This is a genomic window from Umezawaea tangerina, assembly GCF_003002815.1.
Classification (GTDB): domain Bacteria; phylum Actinomycetota; class Actinomycetes; order Mycobacteriales; family Pseudonocardiaceae; genus Umezawaea; species Umezawaea tangerina.
The window spans coordinates 479,740-499,270 of the sequence record NZ_PVTF01000008.1; the positions used below are offsets into that span (position 1 = coordinate 479,740).

Genomic DNA, 19,531 nt, shown 5'->3' on the forward strand with positions numbered 1-19,531 from the left:
GGGAGGGCAGGGTCGGATCGACCGACAACGGGGAGCAACATCGGATGGGCCCCTGCAACATCGTGAACGTCGAGGAAACCCTGCTGGACCCGCCCGTGCGCGTCCACCGAGCACCCGCGCCCGGCACCGCGCCCCGGCTCAACGCCCAACCGGGTGGGAAATGCGTTCCAGCCACTCGCCGAGGAGGCCGCGTTCGTGCTCGGTCAGCGCGGTGGCCCGAGGCAGCAAGGCGTGGAGCGTGACGGCGGCGTTCGCCGGTTCGACCGGACCGGTGTCGTGTCCTTGGTCGGTGGTTATGGCCGTGATCAATGCTTCTCGGTTCGCCGTGGACAGTGCGAGGTCCCGTTGTTCGGCGGGTTGGGCGAGCAGTCCGAGCGCGGTGCCGCAGCCGGCGGTGTGCACCATGAGAGCGGCGAGATCCTCCCTCACCCGCAGCCTTCCGGCTTCGGCGACGCGATGGACGTACTCGCGCAGGACCTTCCGTCCTTCCTCCGCCGCGGCCATGGGCGCGGTGGGGCGGGGGTTGCCCCAGATCAGTGCGTAGAGCGCGGGGTTGGCGAGCGCGAACGACACGTTCAGGTCCCAGCCCGCGCGCAGGTCGTCCACGGGGTCGCTGCTGGGTGCGAGGGTCTTCTTCGCCGTGAGGTGTGCGGTGAATCCGTGTGCTGCGACCGCGTCGAGCAGACCGTTCTTGTCACCGAAGAGGCGGTAGATGACCGGCGCCTGGACGCCGGCGGCGGCGCTCACCGTACGCGTGGAGACGGCGTCGTAACCCTCTCGCGTCAAGATCGCGAACGCCGCTTCGACGATGCGTTCACGGTGGCGTTCAACGGTGCTGCCGGGGCTCTGATCGCTCACCTTGGGCATTGTATGGGCTTTGCGGTCACCGGTTGGCAGGCATGAGGACGTGTTGCCCGCCGTCGACGACGATGTTGGCGCCGGTGACGAACCGGGAGTCGTCGCAGGCCAGGAACAGTGCGACCAGGGCCACGTCCTCGGGTGTGCCGACCCGGCCGAGTGGTGTGCGGTCGGTGTCCTTGTCGGTGATGAACCGGTCGGTCTGGTTCGTGCGGGTCAGGCCGGGGCTGATGGTGTTCACCCGAATCCCCAGCGGGCCGCCCTCGACTGCGAGATGCGGGGCGAACGAGGCGATCGCGCCCTTCCCGATGCCGTGCGCGCTCAGATGTGTGCCGTTCGTCTGGTCGGCGGTGATGGAGGAGGTGCTGATGATCGACCCGCCACCACCTGCCTTCATGTGCGGCCAGACCGCGTGGGTGGGGTAGTAGACGACGTCGACCTCGTTGCGCATGGCGGAGCGCCAGCTCTCGGGGGTCTGGGCCTCGAAGGTCGACGCGGGGCTGAAGCCCGCGTTGTTGTAGAGCACGTCGATGTGCCCGAACCGGGCGATCGCGTCCTGGACCCAGGCCGCGACCTGGTCGGGTTCGGCCAGGTCCAGTGGGGCGGTGGAGTGCATCCGCCCGCCGGACCGTTCGACCAGCGCGACCGTCTCCTTGTCGCGCTCGGCGTTGATGTCGCAGCCGACGATCGTGGCGCCCTCACTCGCGAACAGCAGGGCGGCGGCGCGCCCGATGCCGGAGCCGGTGCCGGTGATCAGGGCTACCTTGTCCTTGAGTCGATCTGTCATGGGTCGATTCCTCCTGGGATTCGTTGTGCCGGCGTCGAACTGGTCGAGGTTCAGGCGTTGAGCTGGTCGAGCAGGCCGTGGAAGTCCTCGAGGTGCCAGGACTCGGCGATTCGGCCGTTCTCGATGCGGTGGAAGTCGTAGGCGCGGTAGGCGACCTTGCGGCCGGTCGGTGCGACGCCGAGGAGGTCGGCGCTGTGGGTGCCGCTGCTGACGGAGCGGACCGCGACCCGGTCTCCGCAGACCACGATGTCCTCGTGGGTGATGGTGAAGTCGGGGAAGACGTGGCGCAGGAAGGCGATGGTGTCCCGGAAGCTTTCGGCGCCGGGTTCGCTGCCCGGTGCGAGCGGGGCGTTCTGCCAAGTGGGTGCGAGCACATTCGTCACGACGTCGTCGATGATCTCGGTGTTTCCGGTGTTCATCGCTTGGTACAGGCGATGAACTGCGGCCTCGGCGGCCTGACTGCTGGCGGTGATGTCCGACATGGGGGCTCCTTGGGTTGCACACCTTGTTTCCACTGATAATCATCCGGTGTTATCAGTGGAAAGTCCACTGTGCTTCCAGTCACACAGTGGCCGGCGGATCGACCTGCACACGGGGAAGGCGGATCCATCACGGTTGCCGTGGCTGGGGTTCGCGGACACTCCTGAGCCGCGAGCCGACGACACTCTGCGACCTCGGCGGACCAGACCTGGCCGCCGGGCTGGACGAATCACTGGCCACGGTCCGTCGATGGTGGACCTGACGTCCGCGGCACCTGGAGCCCGATGGGGCTACTTCTTGCCGTGTCGGGGTTTCCGTTGACGGACTCCTGAAGGGCGTCCGTATCGGTCGGGAGTCCTCGCCGAGGCATGCGACCTCGGGTCGCACGTTGTCACAGCGGGCGGCGCAGCCCGTCCAGCACGAGGGTGATGACGCCGTCGGCCTCGGCCCGCCAACCAGGGCGGTCGTGGCCCGCGCTGATTCCGTGCAGCGCCATCATCACGGCACCGGCGTCCACGTCGTCGCGAACGGTGCCGTCGCGCACGGCGGCGGCCACCAGGTCGATGACAGCCTGCTCCAGCGCCCGGCTGCCTTCGGTGAGGGCGGTCGAGTGGGTGGCCATGAGCGTGGACAGCGTCCGGGCCAGGCCCTTGTGGGTGTCTATGTGGTCGATCATGCCGCGTAGGAAGGTCGCCAAAGCCTCTGCCGCCGGCAGTGCGGCCCGCAACTGGCGGACACGGTCGCACAGCGCGGCGATCTCGCCGTGGTAGACCGCCTCGGCCAGTGCCTCCCTGGTGGGGAAGTGGCGGTACAGCGTGCCCGTGCCCACCCCGGCCAGACGGGCGAAGTCGTCGAAGCGCAGGTCGAAGAAGCCGCCGCCGTCGAAGACTTCCTTCGCCGTGGCGAGCAGGGCGTGGGGTTGCCCGCCGGTGAGGGGGCGGGGCGAGTCTGACTCCGCCGGTGTTGCCGGTCCGGGTAGTTCGTCGCGGCTCCCTGGTCCGCCGCATCCCGCAGCCGAACCCGGTCGCGTCGGTCGACCGCCTGCCATTCACGCATGGCCTTGCTGTCCAGCCTCTACCGCCTGTCCGTGACGTCGTGGAAGGAAGTCATGACCACCACCGAGAAGCACGAGTTCCCCATGGCCCGTACGTGCCCGTTCGCGCCGCCGACGGCCTACGAGGAGATCCGCGAAGAAGAGCCGGTCTCGCTGGTTCGTCTGCCCGACGGCGGGCAGGCCTGGGTGATCAGTCGCCACGAAGACGTGCGAACCGTGTTGAACGACCGGCGGTTCAGCGCCGACCGGCAGCACCCGGACTTCCCCGCGCTGGTCGAGGGCGAGGCGGCGTCCCGGCGGCCGGACGAGGAGCGCTTTCTGATCGCTATGGACCCGCCCGAGCACGGGCCGGCGCGCAAGGCCGTGCTCGGCGAGTTCACGGTGCGCCGGTTGGAGGCGCTGCGGCCGCGGATCCAGGAGATCGTCGATGGGCAGATCGACGCGCTGCTGGCCGGGCCGCGGCCCGGTGACCTGGTGGAAACGCTGTCGCTGCCGGTTCCGTCGCTGGTGATCTGCGAGATGCTGGGTGTGCCGTACGCCGACCACGAGTTCTTCCAGAAGCACACGGTGAAGGTGATCAAGCAGTCGACGCCGCCCGAGGAGCGGTGGGCGGCCACGGCGGCCATCCAGGGCTACATGGCCGACCTCATCGCGGCGAAGGAGGAGAACCCGCCGGACGACCTGCTCGGGCGGCAGATCGTCAAGCTGCGCGCGAACGGCACCTACCGGCGGACGGCACTGGTCGGCATGGGCTTTCTGCTGCTCGTGGCGGGTCACGAGACGACGGCGAACATGATCTCGCTGTCGACCATGGCGTTCCTGCGCAACCCGGAGCAGCTCGCGATGATCAAGGCCGACCCGGCCAAGACGCTCGACGCGGTCGAGGAGATGCTGCGGTACTTCACGATCATCGACGTGGCGACGGCTCGGCTGTGCGTCGAGGACGTCGAGGTCGGCGGGCAGTTGATCCGGGCGGGCGAAGGAGTGCTGGCGCTGGGTTACTCGGCCAACCGGGACCCGCGGGCGTTCGAGAACCCGGACGAGCTCGACATCGAGCGCGGCGCGCGCCACCACGTCGCGTTCGGGTTCGGGCCGCACCAGTGCCTTGGCCAGAACCTGGCTCGGATGGAGCTGCAGATCGTGTTCGACACGCTGTTCCGCCGCGTCCCCGGCCTGAAGCTCGCCGTGGACGTCGACGAGCTGCCGTTCAAGGACGACGCGAACATCTACGGCCTCTACCGGCTCCCGGTGACCTGGTAGAGGACGAACTGCCATCCCGCCTCAGGAGGAGAGGGTCATGAAGATCATCGCGGACACCGGCAAGTGCGTCGGTGCCGGACAGTGCGTGCTCACCGAGCCCGCGCTGTTCGACCAGAGCGAGGACGACGGCACGGTCGTCGTGCTGAACAGGACACCGGAAGGTGAGCTGGTCGAGAAGGCCCGCGAAGCGGCGCACGTGTGCCCCAGCCAGGCCCTCTCCCTGGAGGAGTGAGACTTTCCGGGCAACTGTGCGCCGCGTTGTGCGATCACCTGTCGGTGATCACGTGGTTGCTCCTTTGAGCCGGGCACACCGATCTCGGACGCCGGTCTGGGGAGGGATGTCCGGCTCGAAGGGGCGACTGAGGCAGGCCGACCTAAGCGGCATGCCGTGCTCATCGGCAGCGGCATGATCACGACCGCATCCGCGTGTGGGCCCTCCGGTACTTGCGCGGATGAGGTCTTCGGCAGGCGCAACGTCCGCGGGCCACGTCGAGGCGGTTGGTGAGCCCGCGACTCCGACTACAGCATCTGCGACAGGTCCCGCAACGCCGTGGCGATCTGCTCCCGGTGCCCTTCCAACGTCTCGGTGGTGACCCCGCCGGCGGCGGCCCTGGCCACCTCGTCGGTGGACACCTTGAGCGCAGCGCTCATCGACGCTGCCCGCACGCGAACGTTGATGTCCGAGGCCGGTCGTCCCATGCGTTCGCCGAGGACCTCGGCCAGCGCGTCCTCCGCCCGCTCCCGCAGCATCAGGTAGGCGGCACGCAACGCCCGCTCACTCTGGGTCAGCCGCACGACCGACAGAACAGCGTCGATGTCCTCGTCGGATGCCGTGTCCTCCAGCGGGCTGTAGGCCTCACGCAGGTGGTCGATCAGTTCGACCTCGCGTGGCCAGGCGCGCACGACCGCGCAGAACGCGTCGACCACCTTGGTGAGCAGTGGTTCGACGCAGCTCTCCTTCTGCGGGAAGTGGCGCCAGAAGGTGCGTTCGGAGACGCCCGCGGCCTGCGCTATCTGCTCGCCCGAGGTGGCGGCGACGCCCTGTTCGGAGAACAGGCGGACGGCGTGACGGGAGATGTCGAGGCGCTGGAGTCGACGTTGTTCGTCACTCACCGGCGGGCGGCCACGGCGAGGCTTTTCTGTCGCGACGTCCGTCATCGGCCGATTTAAGCACGACACACGTTCGAGAACAGTTGTTGGCACCATCTGCCAACAACCGCTACGGTCGGTGCATGAGCATTGACGCAGAGCGCCTGAAGCTGCCGCTGGCCAGGCCGAACGTCCTCGAACTCGCTCCGCTCTACGAGGTGCTGCGACGTGAAGCGCCGATCGCGCCCGTGACGACACCGGCGGGGGACCCCGCCTGGCTCGTGACCCGGTTCGAGGAGGTCCGCCTCCTGTTGGGCGACAAGCGCTTCGGCCGGTCGCACCCGGAACCGGACAAGGCCTCCCGCATCTCCACCTCCGCCGTGCAGGACGGCCCGACCGGCGAGTACACGACGGAGGAGGCCGACCACACGCGCATGCGCAGGCTGCTGACGCCTGCGTTCTCCGCCAAGCGGATGCGGATGCTGGGCGACAACATGGAGGAGCTCGTCGACGGCTGCATCGACCGGCTGATCGCCGAGCACGAGAAGACCGGCGTCGTCGACCTGCACCGCGGTCTCGCGTTCCCGTTGCCCGTGGCCATGATCTGCCGGCTGCTCGGTGTGCCGCAGGAGGACAACGAGAAGTTCGCGTCGCTGTCCGAGCGCATGGCGGGCACCGAGATCGGTGAGGACGCGCACAAGGCGCGCGAGGAGTTCTTCGGCTACATGGTCGGGCTCGTCGAGAGCAAGCGCGGCGCGCTCGGCGAGGACGTGATCTCCGACCTCGTGCGCGCACAGGCCGAAGACCCGTCGTTCGACTACGTGCAGATGGTCCGGCTCTGCGTCGGACTGCTGTTCGCGGGCCACGAGACGACGGTCAACCGCATCGGCCTCGGAGTGCTGTTCCTGCTCACCGACCGCTCGCGCTGGGACGCCTTCGTCGCCGACCCCGACGGCCGCGTCGACGCGGTGGTCGAAGAGGTCATGCGCCTGGGTGCCCCCGGCGACCTGGGTCTGCTGCGGTACGCGCGTGAGGACGTCGACATCGCGGGTGTGACCATCCACGCCGGTGACGCGCTGGTGCTCTCCATCAACGCGGCCAACCGCGACAAAACCGTCTACACCGAAGCCGAGAAGTTCGACCCCGACCGTCCGGAGAGGACACACCTCGGGTTCGGCCACGGCGCCCACTTCTGCATCGGCGCCTCACTGGCCCGCACGGAACTGCGCGTCGTGTTCGCCGCGCTGGCCAAGCGCCTGCCGGAGATGAGGCTCGCCAAGGAACTCGACCAGCTGAAGGTCCGCGCGACGCTCACCGGCGGCGTGTCGGAGCTGCCCGTCACCTGGAAGTCGGCATGAACATCGAGGTGGACCAGGGCAAGTGCGTCGGGTCCGGCCAGTGCGTCCTGGCCGCTGACGACGTGTTCGACCAGCGCGACGACGGCCTGGTGGACCTGCTGAACGCGAGTCCACCGCCCGAGCGCCTGACCGACGTCCGGCACGCGGCGGCGGTCTGCCCGTCTGCGGCGATCGCCGTCTCGGAGTGATCCTTGGTGCCGGACCGGTGGGGGTTCACCGGTCCGGCACCACTCCGGCCGCACTTCGTGATCATGTGGCCTGCCGAGCTTCTGCTGGGCCACGGGGATCTTGTCGCGTGGGTCGCGGGCCCGGACGAGTTGTTCGGGTGAGTGGCAGGTCGGTTTCACCGATCGCGACCAGGAGACGGTGTTGAGCCGTACGGGTCAACGTGCAGCGACCTCCGAACAACCCCCTCGCCGCGTGGCTACCGTGTGATGCCTCGACAGGCGAGTGGGTGTGATGGCCATGCGCGACGACGACCCGGATCCCGAGGGCACCAAGAACCCGTTGCACAACGAGGTCAGTGGGATCGTGATGGGCCCGGTGGTGCAGGCGGGCTCCATCACCAACACCCAGATCAACTACGTCTACCGGCGAACGGTGACGGACGGGGTCGCCGCGCCTCCCCTCCTGACGGTGTCCGGTCAGGTCGATTCCCCCTACCGCGGGTTGGCCGCGTTCGACGAACGGGACGCGCCCTTCTACTTCGGACGTGAGGTGATCGCGACCGAGGTACTGGAACGGATGTCGCACCATCTCCGGGATCGGCGGCTCCTGGTCGTGTCGGGCGTGTCGGGTGCGGGCAAGTCGTCATTGCTGCGCGCGGGCGTGCTGCCGAGGATTCGCGGGGAGGGGCTGGCCTCCGCGCCGGGTTCGGAGTCCTGGCCCTGCCTGGTGTTCACCCCTGGCGAGTCTCCGCTGGACGCGCTGGCGGTCCGGACCGCGACCCTGGCGCGGATCGACGCCGCGAGCGTGCTGGAGAAGATGAAGGCGGACCCGGCCGGTTACGCGATCATCGCGCGCCAGGCCGCCCTGGCCCAACCCGGCCCACCCGATCGGCGACTCCTGCTGGTGGTCGACCAGTTCGAGCAGGTGTTGCGGCGGACGGAAGAGGAGCAGCGGGAGTTTGTCACGGCCCTGCACGCCGCCGCGACCACCGGACACGAGGCCGACGGGATCCCCGCCGCCTTGGTGGTGCTGGTCGTGCGCGCCGACTTCGAGGCTCGCTGTGCCGATCACCCCGAACTGACCCAGGCCGTCAAGGACCGCTACCTGGTGACGGCCATGACGCGACGACAACTGCGGATGGCGATCACCGAACCGGCGGCCAAGGTGCGTTCGCGAGTCGAGGACTCCCTCGTGCGGACCCTGTTGGACGAGGTCGGCACCCAGGTCACGGGATCCGCGGTGACCACGAGAGGGGCGGGCGCGCTGCCCTTGGTCTCCCACGCGCTGGACCAGGCATGGCGCGGCAGGGCGGGAAGCACGCTGGCGCTGGCCGACTACGAGCGGATCGGCGGTGTCGAGGGTGCCGTGGCGGGCAGCGCGCAACGTGCGTTCGACCGGCTCACCACCGCCCAGCGGGCAGCGGCCCGGCAGGTCTTCCTGCGCCTCACCACCATCAGCGGGGACGGCGTGACCATCTCCCGCCGCGCGGGTCGCGCCGAACTCCTGCGGAGTCCGCACGACCCGCAAGACGTGGAGGCGGTGCTGGAGTCGTTCGCCGCCGAACGGCTGCTTACCCTCGCCGCCGACACCGTGGAGATCAGCCACGAGGTGCTGTTGACGGCGTGGCCGCTGTTGCGCGACACGTGGCTCGGCGACACCCTGGCCGACCGCCTCGCCCGCACGCGCCTGAGCGCGGCCGCCGCGGAATGGGATCGCCTGGGCCGGGACCAGTCCTCCGTCTACCGGGGCAGCCTGCTGCGCGCGGCCGTGGAGAGCGTCGCCCGCGCCGACGCCGACCCGGACGGCCGGTCCGTCACCGACGTGGAACGGGATTTCGTGCTCGCCGGTCGACGCGTGAGCCGCCGGGCCGTTCGACGGCAGCGGGCTCTCACCGCTTTCCTGGTGGTCGTAGCTCTCGCGTTGGCCACCGCCGCGTACGTCGCCTACCGGGCGCGGGCCGAGGCCGTGCACCAGCGCGACGCCATCGCCTCCGACCAACTGGCGCTGAAGAGCCGGACCGAGAACGACGCCGATCCCGCGCTCGCCAAGGTGGAGAGCGTCGCCGCGTGGCGGATCGCCCCCTCCCCGCGGAGCCGCTCCGCCATGCTCGCGGCCGCCGCCCGACCCGATGTGGCGACCTTCGTCGGGCACAGCGGTTGGGTCTTGGCGGTGGCCTACTCGCCCGACGGGAAGACGGTGGCCAGCGTCGGCGACGACAACACCATCCGGTTGTGGGACGTCGGCACCCGTAGTCAGATCGGCGACCCGTTGGCGGGGGACAACGGCGTCCTGAGCGTGCTGGCCTTCTCACCGGACGGCAGGACCCTGGCGGCCGGTGGGTTCGACTCGGACGACAAGGTGCGGCTGTGGGACGTCGACAGCCGTCGGCAGGTCTCCGCGGTGCCCATCCAGGCGGCCTACACGTCGGGGATCGCGTTCTCGCGCGACGGCGGGACCCTGGCCGTCGCCGAGAACGACGGATCGACCGTGCTGTGGGACATCGCCACCGGCACCCTGGTCGCCCGACTCGGCGGTCACACCGGCGCGGTCATGTCCGTGGAGTACTCCCCGGACGGCCGGACCCTCGCCACCGCGGGTGAGGACGGCACGGTGCGGCTCTGGGACGCGCTCGCCCACGGTCAGATCGGTGACCCCATCGTCACGGGCGCGAAGTCCGTCAACGTCACGACGTTCTCCCCGGACGGCCTGGTGCTCGCCTCCGCCGGGGAAGACCTCGACGTGCGGCTCTGGGACGTCGCCACCCGGACGCTGATCGGCACGCTGTCGACCGACGACGAGACGTCGGTGAGCGCGGTCGTCTTCGCACCCGACGGCAAGACGGTCGCCGCCGCGGGCGCGGCCGGGACGATCCGGCTCTGGGACACCACCTCCAAGAGACCCCTCGGAGCCCGCTTCACCACCAGCAGGCACGTCACGTCGCTGGCTTTTTCCCCGGACGGAGCCACCTTGGCCAGCGCGGACTTCGGTGGAGTGGTCAGGCTGTGGAACACCCGTTCCCAGGCCGCCGCTCCGATCGCCGGTTCGACCAACGCGGTCGTCTACTCGCCGGACGGTCGGGTCGTGGCCACCGTCGGCGACGACGCGGCCGTCAGCCTCTGGGATGCGGCGAGCCACGATCGACTAGCCCTGCTGACCGGGCACACCGGGCCTGTCACGAGTGCCGTGTTCTCCCCGGACGGCAAGCGGTTGGCCACCGCCGGCGTCGACGGTTCGGTGCGCCTCTGGGACACCGATGCCCACCGCCAGACCGCCTCGATCGCCATCCCGCGCGAACGCTACTTCTCGGCGGCCTTCTCGCCGGATGGCAGGACGCTGGCCGTCATCGGTGACGGCCCGGTCCTGCTCTGGGACGTCCTCGCCGACCAGGTGGCACCACTGCCCGACTCGGGGAACTCGATCTACGTGGCCTCACCGGGCAGCCCTCGAGGCGCCGCTGACACGTGGATCGCTTTCGCTCCGGACGGTCGAACCCTGGCCACCGCCCACGGCGATGAGGTGCTGCTGTGGGACACCGCGACCCGACAGCGCACCGGCAAACCCCTGACGGGCCATGTCGGCGCGATCAGATCGGTGGCCTTCTCGCCCGACGGCTCGGTGCTGGCCACGGGGAGCAAGGACCAGACGGCCCGCCTGTGGGACGTCGGCACCCACGACCAGATCGGTGCTCCTCTCACCGGTCATGCCGACGGCGTCTCCGCCCTGTCGTTCTCGCCGGACGGCCGTGCGCTCGCCACCGGGAGCTCGGACGGCGTCCGGCTGTGGGATACCGGGACTCACCTCCAGATCAGCGTCCCGCACACCGATCAGGTCACGTCCCTGGCGTTCGCTCCGGACGGCCGGATCCTCGCCAGCGCGAGCGAGGAGGGTGTCCGGCTGTGGGACGTCTCGTACCTGGCAGACGACCTTCCGCATCGCCTTTGCGCGGAGGCGTCCCGGTCGCTCAGCCAGGACGACTGGACCCGTTACGTGGCGTCCGGGCCCGTCTACCGCACGACATGTCCTTGAGCCTCCCGGTCGCTTGGGCACGACCGGCGCCCGGACACCGACGCAGGGGTGTATTCGTACGACGCGGTCGGACAGGGCGGTGGTGGACATGGCGCCGAGCGCTGTCTTGCACCGCTGCACCGTGGGGGAGCACCGTCCTCGCAGGGGCGGCGGATGAAGTCCTGGACATGCACCGGGAGCATGACTCGCGGTTGTGCAGTCGGCGCACACGCTGCTGGTTCGCCTTGACCTCGACCACGTAATCCCGATCGCGACTCACCATGCTCGCGGGCTGTTCCTGACGGCGTTCGGCATCGGATTCATCATGCTCGGAATCCTGGGCGACGAGTCCTGCGCCCTGCTGGCGAGCCTCCTGGCAGGCCGGACCTGCAGGATGCAGACCGCACGCCGCCGCCTCCATCAGCCAGTGCTGACCCAGTCGACACCACGTCGCCCTGACTGGATTCCGTTCCGGCCAGGTGACGCCTATACCCACGTCTTTGGTTTCCGTTGTGTGCCGAAGACCAACCTAACGACCGCGGTCGTCGCTGGTCCTGTCCTCCTCGTACACCTGCACCGCACCGCGCTTGGCGAACGCCGCCCACAGGTTGAACACGATGATCGCGATGCCGGCCACCAACCACAACCAGAAGAAGCCGCTCGGCGCCTTCGACCCGATCTGCACGACGCCATACACCAGGATCGCCGCACCGAACAGGGCGCCGAAGATCGCGGCGGGTTTCGACGGTCGGATGCGTCCCACGAGGCCTCCCAGTGCTCCGATGATCCACAGGGTTCCCCGGCACGACGAGCGGTCAAACTCCGAGCACGGCCGGCACTTGTCGTGTTCGGAGAAGACTTCCGCCTTCTTGTCGCAGGGCATCCGGCTCAGTCAGACCGGTGGATCGACCAGGCCGGCTTCGTGGGCGAGGACGCCGGCCTGGGTGCGGTTGCGGCAGTCGATCTTCACGAGCATCCGGGACACGTAGCTCTTCACGGTGGCCTCGGACAACGACAGTTCGCGGGCGATGTCCGCATTGGACAGTCCACGACCCAGGCAGATCAACACTTCCAGCTCCCGGTCGGTCAGCGGACGCAGTCGGGCCTTGGTGCCCGCGTCTCGTTGTTGTCCCGCAACCGATGCCGCGACCAGCCGAGCGGTCGCGATGGGTGACAGCACGGTGTGCCCGGCGGCGGCCACCCGGACCAGCTCGACCAGGTCCTGGGGCGCGGTGCTCTTCACCAGGAAACCCGCCGCGCCCGCGCGCAGGGCCGCGAGCACGTGGCTGTCCGCGTCGAAGGTCGTGAGCGCGACGACCGGGGGAGGGGCGGGAAGTCTCCCGATCCGCTCGATGGCGACGAGGCCGTCGACACCGGGCATCCGCAGGTCCATCAGCACGAGGTCGGGACGGTACCGGACGACCGCCTCCACGGCCTCCGCGCCGTCGTGCGCCTCGGCGACCACCTCGATGTCGTCCGCGCCACCGAGGATCACCCGCAGGTGCGCGCACACCATCGGTTCGTCGTCGACGACGACCACCCGGATCATGCGGTGTCCCCCCGTGTCGGCACGTAGGCGGGCAGTATCGCATCGACCTGGTAGCCGCCACCCGGTGTCGGGCCGGTGCGGAGGGTGCCGCCGGTCAGCTCCACCCGCTGTGCGAGACCGAGCAGCCCGGTGCCGGAACCACTGCGGGCCAACGCGCCGTCCGGTGCCCGGCTCGGCGCGCCGTTGGCGACGCGCACGGTGACACCATCGGGCCGGTAGGTCATCGTCACTGCCACCTCCGCGCCGGGGGCGTGCTTGCGCGCGTTCGTCAGCGACTCCTGCACCACCCGGAACGCGGTGCGCAGCACGGTCGGCGCGATCTGCCCGGGGTCACCGTCGACGGCGAACGAGACCGTCTCGCCGACCGCGCGCGCCTCGACGACCAGCGTCCGCGGATCGGGTGCGTCCGGTCGCACGGGTTCGCCCGCCGGCGTCACCTCGGTGTTCCGGAGGACCCCGAGCAGGTCCCGCAACTCGGCCAGCGCCTTGGCACCCGCCTGCCGGATGTCCTCGGCCGCGGCGCGTGCGGCGGGATCGGCCGACTCGGTGCCCAGCGCCCCGGCGTGCAACACCACCAGGGTGAGCTGGTGGGTCACCACGTCGTGCATCTCCTCGGCGAGCCGCCGCCGCTCCTCCGCCCTGGCCCGTTCGGCGAGGAGCACCTGCTCGCGTTCGGCGCGTTCGGCCCGCTCCCGCAGGGAGTCCACCAACTCCCGGCGGGCGCGCAGGTAGAGCACGGCCAGTGCGGGCAGGACGGTGTTGACGATCCCCAGAGGTGTGGTGTCCCAAGCCGGATCCCACGGTCGCGTGCCCAGCACGGCGAGCAGACCGGTCACCACGAACGCGTGGCGCCGGTCGGTCAGCCGCACCAGGTTCACGACGATCGCCGGCGTGGCGTAGGGCAGCGTCGCGTGCGCTGCGGGGTCCACCGGGGTGAACAGGCCGGGTGCGAACTCCTCCGAAACGAGCATGACCACCGCGACGACCAGCGCCCAGGACGCCACCCGCGCCGGGAAGCGGGCGAGGAGCAGCAGCGACACGTCCACCGACAGTTGCAGGAGCAGCGCGGCACGGGGCCCCGCCCAGCCCGTCGTCGGCGGGCTCAGGCCGTAGACGAGCAGGTCCAGACCGCCGAAGACCACGACCGCGACCACCAGCCACAGCAGATCCCGGCTCGCCCTCATCCGGATCACGGTATCGCCCCACACCCGGATGCCGAGCCCCGTGCAACTTTCGTGGACACCGGTGTCCACCTTCTCCGCTTCCGGGGCAACGGCTCACTGCGGTCCACTCGGTGTCATGACGAACACGAGGCATTCCAGGCGCACGGTGTTGCGGGCGGCCGCGGTCGGCGCGGCAGCAGGCGGGCTCACCCTGGCCGGGGGCGGCACGACCGCCCAGGCGCGGCGCGGAAGGGGCGGCACGACGACATTCGTGGTCGTGACCGGCGCGAGCGGCACACCCGGTGGGATCGACGCGCTGTCCTTGCGGGGGCACCGCACCGTCGGGGTGGACCTGCCCGGTCACGGCGCGACCGATGCCCAGTTCGCCCACGACTACCAGTGCCCGCAGGATCCGGCATCGCTGGCGACCCGACCGTCGCCGATGGCGGGTGTCGGACTGGACGCCTACGCCGCGGCGGCGATCCGGACGGTCCGCGCGGTCGCAGAGTTCGGCCCGGTCGTCCTCTACGGCGGCAGCATGGGCGGCGCGACGCTGAACCGGGTCGGCAACGCCGTGCCGCACCTCATCGACCGGATCGTCTACGACACCGCGTTCTGCTGCGTGGACCTGGCCTGCCCGGAGGACTACCTGACCACCCCGGAAGGATCGACGACCCTGGCGGGCACCCTCGCCGCACTGGTCGTCGCCGACCCCGCGGTCATCGGCGCCGTGCGCGCCAACTACCGCACTGCCGACCCGGAAGCACTGGCCGCGTTGAAGGAGGCGCTGATGGCCGGCGCAGGCGACGCCGAGTTCTACTCGACGCTCGCCCACCTGCAACCCGACGAGTCGCTGACCGTGGGCCGGGAGAACTCGCAGGTCCGAGCCGACACCTGGGGCTGCATCCCCCGCACCTACATCCGGCACACTGCGGACCGGATGATCCCCCTCGCACTTCAGGACCGGATGATCACCGAGGCCGACCGCCTGACCCCGCGCAACCACTTCGACGTGCACACTGTGGACGCCGGCCACGCCGCGACCGCCGAGCAGTTCGAGCAGATCGTCGACATCCTCGACCGCCTGCCCGAGTGCGCAGGGTGAGTTCGCCAGACGACATCGTCCCGAAGGTCCCACCGGACTTCCCGAGGTCCCCTGACCACCGCGAGGAGTAGGCATGGGAAGCATCGCTCGCCCGGTGCGAAGGAGGTTGCGGTGTGCGTGTGTGCTGACCGCGTCGCCCATGTCGACAGCCACGACCGCTCGTAGCCGTGTGGTGGCGTAGGAAGAAATCGGTGTGAGGATCACGGCGGCGGTGGCTAGGTTCGCGAGTGTGACGCGAGACGAGGTGTTGCAGGACCGGCCGCATCGGCGGGTGGAGCGGATCGGCGACACCGTCCGCAGGCCCACCTACCCGTGGTCGCCCGCGATCCATGCCCTCCTCCAGCACCTGGAGGCTGTGGGGTTCCGGTACGCACCTCGGGTGTTGGGGCTGGACGAGGACGGTCGTGAGGTCCTGACCTACGTGGAGGGCGAGTCCGGCCCGCAGGGCTGGGCCAAGGTGGTCGACGACGCCGGTCTGGCGAGATTCGCCCGGCTGCTGCGCGACTACCACGACGCGGTGCAGGACTTCGTCCCACCTGACGGGGTCAGCTGGTCCACCGGCAAGGCGGGGGCGGGTGACGACGAGGTGATCTGCCACGGTGACTTCGGCCCGTGGAACGTCGTCTGGCAGGGCGGGCATCCGGTCGGCATCCTCGACTGGGACTACGCCCGTCCCGCGTCGCGGATCCACGACATCGTCTACGCGTTGGAGTACGTCGCGCCGTTCCGCGACGACGCCGAGTGCCTCCGGGCGTTGCGGTACCCCGATCCGCCCGACCGACGGCACCGCGTGGAGTTGTTCGCCGCCACCTACGGCCTGACGTCCACGTCGGGGCTGGTCGATGCCGTGATCGAGGTCCAGCGGGACGGGATCGAGCAGGTCCGCACGTTGGCCGACGCCGGAATGCAGCCCCAGGTCGACTGGATCGCCGAGGGCCACCTCGAGGAGCTGGAGGGCAGGATCTCCTGGAGCCAGGCCAACAGGCACTTGTTCGAGTAGCCGATCGGGACGAGTACCACCCGGCACTCGCGGGTACGCGTTGACCTCCCGGCATTCCCTCGACTGGCGCCGAGCGACCCGGAGGGGGAGCCGGTGCTCGGGATCTAGGTGCCGTGTTGGTCGAGGGTGCGGCCGGTCGACGGATCGCGCGACCTGCGACCTCTAGAAGCCGTGGATGCGGAACGCCTCGGCCAGGCCGGTCAGGTTGGCGTCTGCGGTGGCCCAGGCGACGTACCCGTCCGGCCGGATCAGCAAGGCGGCCAGGGCGTCGTGGGCGGGGCAGCGTGCGGTGACCGTCCGCACCCGGTGGCCTTCGGCGGCGTCGCGGATCTGCGCCGAGCCCGTCAGGTCCACCAGCACCGCTCGGCCGTCGCGCAGCAGGTCCGGCAACGGGGTGGCGCCGGTCAGTTCCAGCGGTGGTGCGAACCGGCCGGTCAGGGGGTGGGCGGATCCCGGCGCGTAGTCGATGTCGGTCCCGTTCACCATCGCGGTGAAGTGGTGCCTGGTCGCCGGGACCGCCAGTGCTTCGCCCAGCACCTCGCGCAACGCGGCGACCTGGGCGCCGGGGCGCATCAGCGCGACCTGGGCGCGGGTGTTGCGCAGCACCCGTTCGCCCACGGGATGCCGCTCGGCGGTGTAGGTGTCCAGCAGGGCTTCGGGTGCCAGGCCGCGGACCACCAGCCCCAGCTTCCAGCCGAGGTTCATCGCGTCCTGCAGGCCCAGGTTCAGGCCTTGCCCGCCGATCGGCGAGTGCACGTGCGCGGCGTCGCCCGCCAAGAGCACTCTGCCCTGGCGGTAGGTGGTCGCCTGCCGCGTGTTGTCGCTGTACCGGACGCCTCCCGCCAGCCGGGTGACCGTCACGTCGACGCCGCTGACCCGGCGGATGCTCGCCTGCATCTCGGCCGCCGTCATCGGCGCGTCCCGTTCGTCCGGGCCGCCGTCGAACTCGATGGTGGCGATCTCCCCCGGCACCAAGGACAGGTTCAGCAGTCCGCGCGGACCGTGCAGCGACGCGGTGACGGCTCCGGGGTCGGCGAGCTCGGCCACGGCGGTGCGGCCGGTCATCGTGGCGGGTGTGCCGGGAAACCCGATTCGGGCTTGCTTGCGCACGGTGCTGCGGCCGCCGTCGCACCCGACCAGGTAGGCCGCGGACACGGAGCTGCCGTCGGCCAGCAGGGCGCGGACCTCGGTCTCCTCGGTCACGACGTCGACGACCCGGCAGCCGGACCGCAGCGGGACGCCCAGTCCGGTGACCCAGTCGACGAGGATCTGTTCGAGCTGGTGCTGCTTGATGAGGAACTGGTCGGCTGTGCCCAGGGGATCGGGCTGGTCCTCCACGAGCGGGAGTCCGCCGAAATGCCCTTTGGCCCGGTGCTCCACCAGCAGTCGCAGCAGTCCGCGGACCTGGTCGGCGCCCGCGGGGCCCTGGTCGGCGGCGAGTCGGTCGAACAGCTCCTCCTGCGCTCTGGCCAGCGGTCCGGTCAGGCCGCGCAGGCGCAACGCCTGGCAGGTGCGGCCGTTGATCCCGCGCAGGCCCAGGCCGCGGAGCTGACGAGCGGGCTCGTCGGCCGCTTCCAGGACGAGCGGATCGGCTCCGGCCAACCTGAGCTCACCGGCCAGCAACAACCCGACCGGCCCTCCACCCACAACGACGACGTCCGGCACGACACCCTCCGCACTACAGCGTAAACGTACGGCGTAAATATGATATTTACGGTGTAAATCTGTCAAGTGGGAGGAGTGGGGATGGCGCGGAGAGAGCCGCTGACCCGCGATCGGATCCTGGCCGCCGCCCTGGCGCTGGTCGACGAGGAAGGCCTGCCCGGCCTGTCCATGCGGAGGCTGGCGAAGGTCCTCGGGGTCGAGGCGATGGCGCTGTACAACCACGTGGCGAACAAGACCGAGATCCTCGACGGCCTCGCGGAGCACGTCTTCGCCGAGATCGAGCGCGCCGACCCCGCCCTGCCGTGGGCCGAACGCGTGCGCGCCACGGTGATGGGCACCTACCGTGCGCTCCGCCGCCACCCGGTGGTACCGCTGGCACTGGCCACCGACCAGGCCAACCCGACCTCGCTGCGCGCCCTGCAACCGCTCGACGACCTCATCGGCGCCCTCACCGAGGCGGGTTTCGACGACGACGGGACACGCCGCGCCCTGGGATCGCTGAACAGCCTCGTCTTCGGCTCGCTGCTGCTGACGACCGCCGGTTTCGCCCGTGACCAGGTCGGTCACGCCGAACAGGAGCAGATGGACGTCTACGTCCGCCGGGTGAACCCCGCCACGCTGCCGAACTTCGCCAGGGTCCTGCCCGCGCTGATGGCCGGTGACCCGGAACAGGACTTCGAGAAGGCGCTGGACATGCTGATGGCGGGCATCGAGGCGGCGGCGCCGTCGCCGGGGTAGAGGTCCCCGGCCCGCTGCCGCTTCGCCGACATACTGGTGGGCGTCGCCGGTCACATCCGCCACCGCCCGGCTTCGCGCGCGGGCGGACCGCGAGCCGAGAGGGAGCACATGTCGAGGGAGCCGGTGGACTTCGACGACGTCGACCGCGGGATCCTGCACGCCCTGCAGGTCGACGCCCGTGCGCCGTTCCGGCGGATCGGTGAGGTGCTCGGGGTGTCCGACCAGACGGTGGCGCGCCGGTACGCGCGGTTGCGCGAGCGGCGGGTGCTGCGGGTGTTGGGCCTGTCGGATCCGGTGGTGGTGAACGAGCAGCAGTGGCTGTTCCAGGTGAAGGTGGCGTCCGAGGCCGCGGCGGAGATCGCCGACGGGCTCGCGGCACGGCCCGACACCTCGTGGGTGGCCCGGTGCGGTGGCGGTTCGTCGATCGTCGGCACGGTGTACGGATCGGGGGCGGAGCGGTTGCTGCTGGAGGTGCTGCCGCGTACCGGTCAGGTGCTCGACGTGTCGGCGGACCGGGTGTTGCGGGTCTTCTACGGCGGGGCGGGGCAGCCGTACTCGAAGCCGGGACCGCTCAGCGACGAGCAGGTGGGTGAGTTGGCGCGGCACGTCCCCGAGCTCGACGCCGTGCCGGACGGCGCGGTCGAGCTCGACGAGGTCGACCACCGGATGTTGGCCGTCCTGCGTGGTGACGGGCGGGCCGCTATCGACCGGCTCGTCGAGGCCACCGGTGCGTCGGTCTCGACGGTGCGCCGCCGGTTGGGCAGTCTGCGGTCCAGCGGTGTGTTGCGGTTCGACGTCGACGTGGACCCGTCGTTGCAGCGGCTGACGACGCGCACCCTCGTGTTCGCGCAGGTCGCTCCCGCGTTCCTGGAGCGGGCGGGGGAGCAGGTCGCCGGCCACGAGGAGGTGGGGTTCGCGGCCGCGGTGACGGGGACCGGGAACCTGTTCGCGAGTGTCTCCACCGCGGATCTTCCGGCGCTCTACGAGTACCTGAGCGTGCGGCTCGGGGAGCTGGAGGGGCTGCGGTCGAGCTCGACGACCCCGGTCCTGCGGACGGTCAAGGCTGCCACCACCCGGTACAGCGCCCGCGTGTCGGGCACGGACGGCAGGTCGGTGGGGGCACGGCGGGCGTGACGGTCCGCCGCACGGGTCCGGCCGATGTCGAATCCCGGTCGCGTGGTGTCCGGTCGTGTCGATAGCCGGTCAGTTCGGCCGTCACGAGGGGTGGTCGACGCGGCTCGAACCGCATTCT

18 protein-coding genes are annotated in these 19,531 nt (G+C 70.3%); 9 read left to right on the plus strand and 9 right to left on the minus strand.

Going from position 1 to position 19,531, the window contains the following annotated elements:
• Positions 1-138: 138 nt before the first annotated feature.
• From CLV43_RS27575 to CLV43_RS27590, 4 genes are all read right to left on the minus strand, one after another.
• Positions 139-858 (minus strand): TetR/AcrR family transcriptional regulator, encoded by a 720-nt coding sequence (locus CLV43_RS27575; RefSeq protein ID WP_245887040.1) that lies wholly within the window; start codon positions 856-858, stop codon positions 139-141.
• 25 nt (positions 859-883) lie between these two features.
• A complete protein-coding gene (locus CLV43_RS27580; RefSeq protein WP_106190395.1) occupies positions 884-1,645 on the minus strand; it encodes an SDR family NAD(P)-dependent oxidoreductase in 762 nt (253 codons plus the stop codon).
• Positions 1,646-1,695: 50 nt separating this feature from the next.
• On the minus strand, positions 1,696-2,127 hold the full coding sequence (locus CLV43_RS27585) for an ester cyclase (protein WP_106190397.1): 432 nt from the start codon (positions 2,125-2,127) through the stop codon (positions 1,696-1,698).
• 389 nt (positions 2,128-2,516) lie between these two features.
• Positions 2,517-3,173, minus strand: coding sequence for a TetR/AcrR family transcriptional regulator (locus tag CLV43_RS27590; RefSeq protein WP_106190399.1), 657 nt, complete (start codon positions 3,171-3,173; stop codon positions 2,517-2,519).
• Between the two features lie 60 nt (positions 3,174-3,233).
• Between CLV43_RS27590 and CLV43_RS27595 the strand changes: the two genes are divergently transcribed.
• Positions 3,234-4,439: a cytochrome P450 gene (locus CLV43_RS27595; protein WP_106190640.1), complete on the plus strand. Its 1,206-nt coding sequence runs from the start codon at positions 3,234-3,236 to the stop codon at positions 4,437-4,439.
• A 37-nt stretch (positions 4,440-4,476) separates the two neighbouring features.
• Positions 4,477-4,671: a ferredoxin gene (locus tag CLV43_RS27600; RefSeq protein WP_106190401.1), complete on the plus strand. Its 195-nt coding sequence runs from the start codon at positions 4,477-4,479 to the stop codon at positions 4,669-4,671.
• Positions 4,672-4,958: 287 nt separating this feature from the next.
• Here the strand turns inward: CLV43_RS27600 and CLV43_RS27605 are convergent, their stop codons facing one another.
• On the minus strand, positions 4,959-5,597 hold the full coding sequence (locus tag CLV43_RS27605) for a TetR/AcrR family transcriptional regulator (protein ID WP_245887041.1): 639 nt from the start codon (positions 5,595-5,597) through the stop codon (positions 4,959-4,961).
• Between the two features lie 74 nt (positions 5,598-5,671).
• Here CLV43_RS27605 and CLV43_RS27610 point away from each other — a divergent pair, with 74 nt between their 5' ends.
• From CLV43_RS27610 to CLV43_RS27620, 3 genes are all read left to right on the plus strand, one after another.
• Complete coding sequence (locus tag CLV43_RS27610) at positions 5,672-6,886, plus strand: cytochrome P450 (protein WP_106190405.1); 1,215 nt, start codon at positions 5,672-5,674, stop codon at positions 6,884-6,886.
• Positions 6,883-7,074, plus strand: coding sequence for a ferredoxin (locus CLV43_RS27615; RefSeq protein WP_106190407.1), 192 nt, complete (start codon positions 6,883-6,885; stop codon positions 7,072-7,074). The genes CLV43_RS27610 and CLV43_RS27615 overlap by 4 nt, the downstream gene beginning before the upstream one ends.
• 277 nt (positions 7,075-7,351) lie before the next feature.
• Complete coding sequence (locus CLV43_RS27620) at positions 7,352-11,080, plus strand: nSTAND1 domain-containing NTPase (protein WP_170156036.1); 3,729 nt, start codon at positions 7,352-7,354, stop codon at positions 11,078-11,080.
• Between the two features lie 508 nt (positions 11,081-11,588).
• On the opposite strand, the gene CLV43_RS27625 is transcribed toward CLV43_RS27620, so the two are convergent.
• Genes CLV43_RS27625 through CLV43_RS27635 form a run of 3 tightly spaced genes read right to left on the minus strand, consistent with a single transcriptional unit; the run spans position 11,589 to position 13,792 of the window.
• Entirely contained in the window at positions 11,589-11,942 is a 354-nt protein-coding gene (locus CLV43_RS27625) for a DUF308 domain-containing protein (protein WP_245887042.1), read from the minus strand.
• Positions 11,943-11,951: 9 nt separating this feature from the next.
• Positions 11,952-12,608 (minus strand): response regulator transcription factor, encoded by a 657-nt coding sequence (locus tag CLV43_RS27630; protein ID WP_106190411.1) that lies wholly within the window; start codon positions 12,606-12,608, stop codon positions 11,952-11,954.
• On the minus strand, positions 12,605-13,792 hold the full coding sequence (locus CLV43_RS27635) for a sensor histidine kinase (protein ID WP_170156037.1): 1,188 nt from the start codon (positions 13,790-13,792) through the stop codon (positions 12,605-12,607). The genes CLV43_RS27630 and CLV43_RS27635 overlap by 4 nt, the downstream gene beginning before the upstream one ends.
• A 115-nt stretch (positions 13,793-13,907) precedes the next feature.
• Between CLV43_RS27635 and CLV43_RS27640 the strand changes: the two genes are divergently transcribed.
• Positions 13,908-14,876 (plus strand): alpha/beta fold hydrolase, encoded by a 969-nt coding sequence (locus tag CLV43_RS27640; RefSeq protein WP_106190413.1) that lies wholly within the window; start codon positions 13,908-13,910, stop codon positions 14,874-14,876.
• Positions 14,877-15,105: 229 nt separating this feature from the next.
• Complete coding sequence (locus CLV43_RS27645) at positions 15,106-15,876, plus strand: aminoglycoside phosphotransferase family protein (protein WP_245887043.1); 771 nt, start codon at positions 15,106-15,108, stop codon at positions 15,874-15,876.
• Between the two features lie 162 nt (positions 15,877-16,038).
• On the opposite strand, the gene CLV43_RS27650 is transcribed toward CLV43_RS27645, so the two are convergent.
• A complete protein-coding gene (locus CLV43_RS27650) occupies positions 16,039-17,541 on the minus strand; it encodes an FAD-dependent monooxygenase (protein ID WP_106190415.1) in 1,503 nt (500 codons plus the stop codon).
• 81 nt (positions 17,542-17,622) lie between these two features.
• Between CLV43_RS27650 and CLV43_RS27655 the strand changes: the two genes are divergently transcribed.
• Together CLV43_RS27655 and CLV43_RS27660 are read left to right on the plus strand one after the other, a co-directional pair.
• A complete protein-coding gene (locus CLV43_RS27655; RefSeq protein ID WP_106190417.1) occupies positions 17,623-18,279 on the plus strand; it encodes a TetR/AcrR family transcriptional regulator in 657 nt (218 codons plus the stop codon).
• Between the two features lie 108 nt (positions 18,280-18,387).
• The gene (locus CLV43_RS27660; RefSeq protein WP_106190419.1) at positions 18,388-19,413 is read left to right on the plus strand and encodes an AsnC family transcriptional regulator; all 1,026 of its coding nucleotides are present in this window, start codon (positions 18,388-18,390) and stop codon (positions 19,411-19,413) included.
• Positions 19,414-19,531 lie beyond the last annotated feature (118 nt).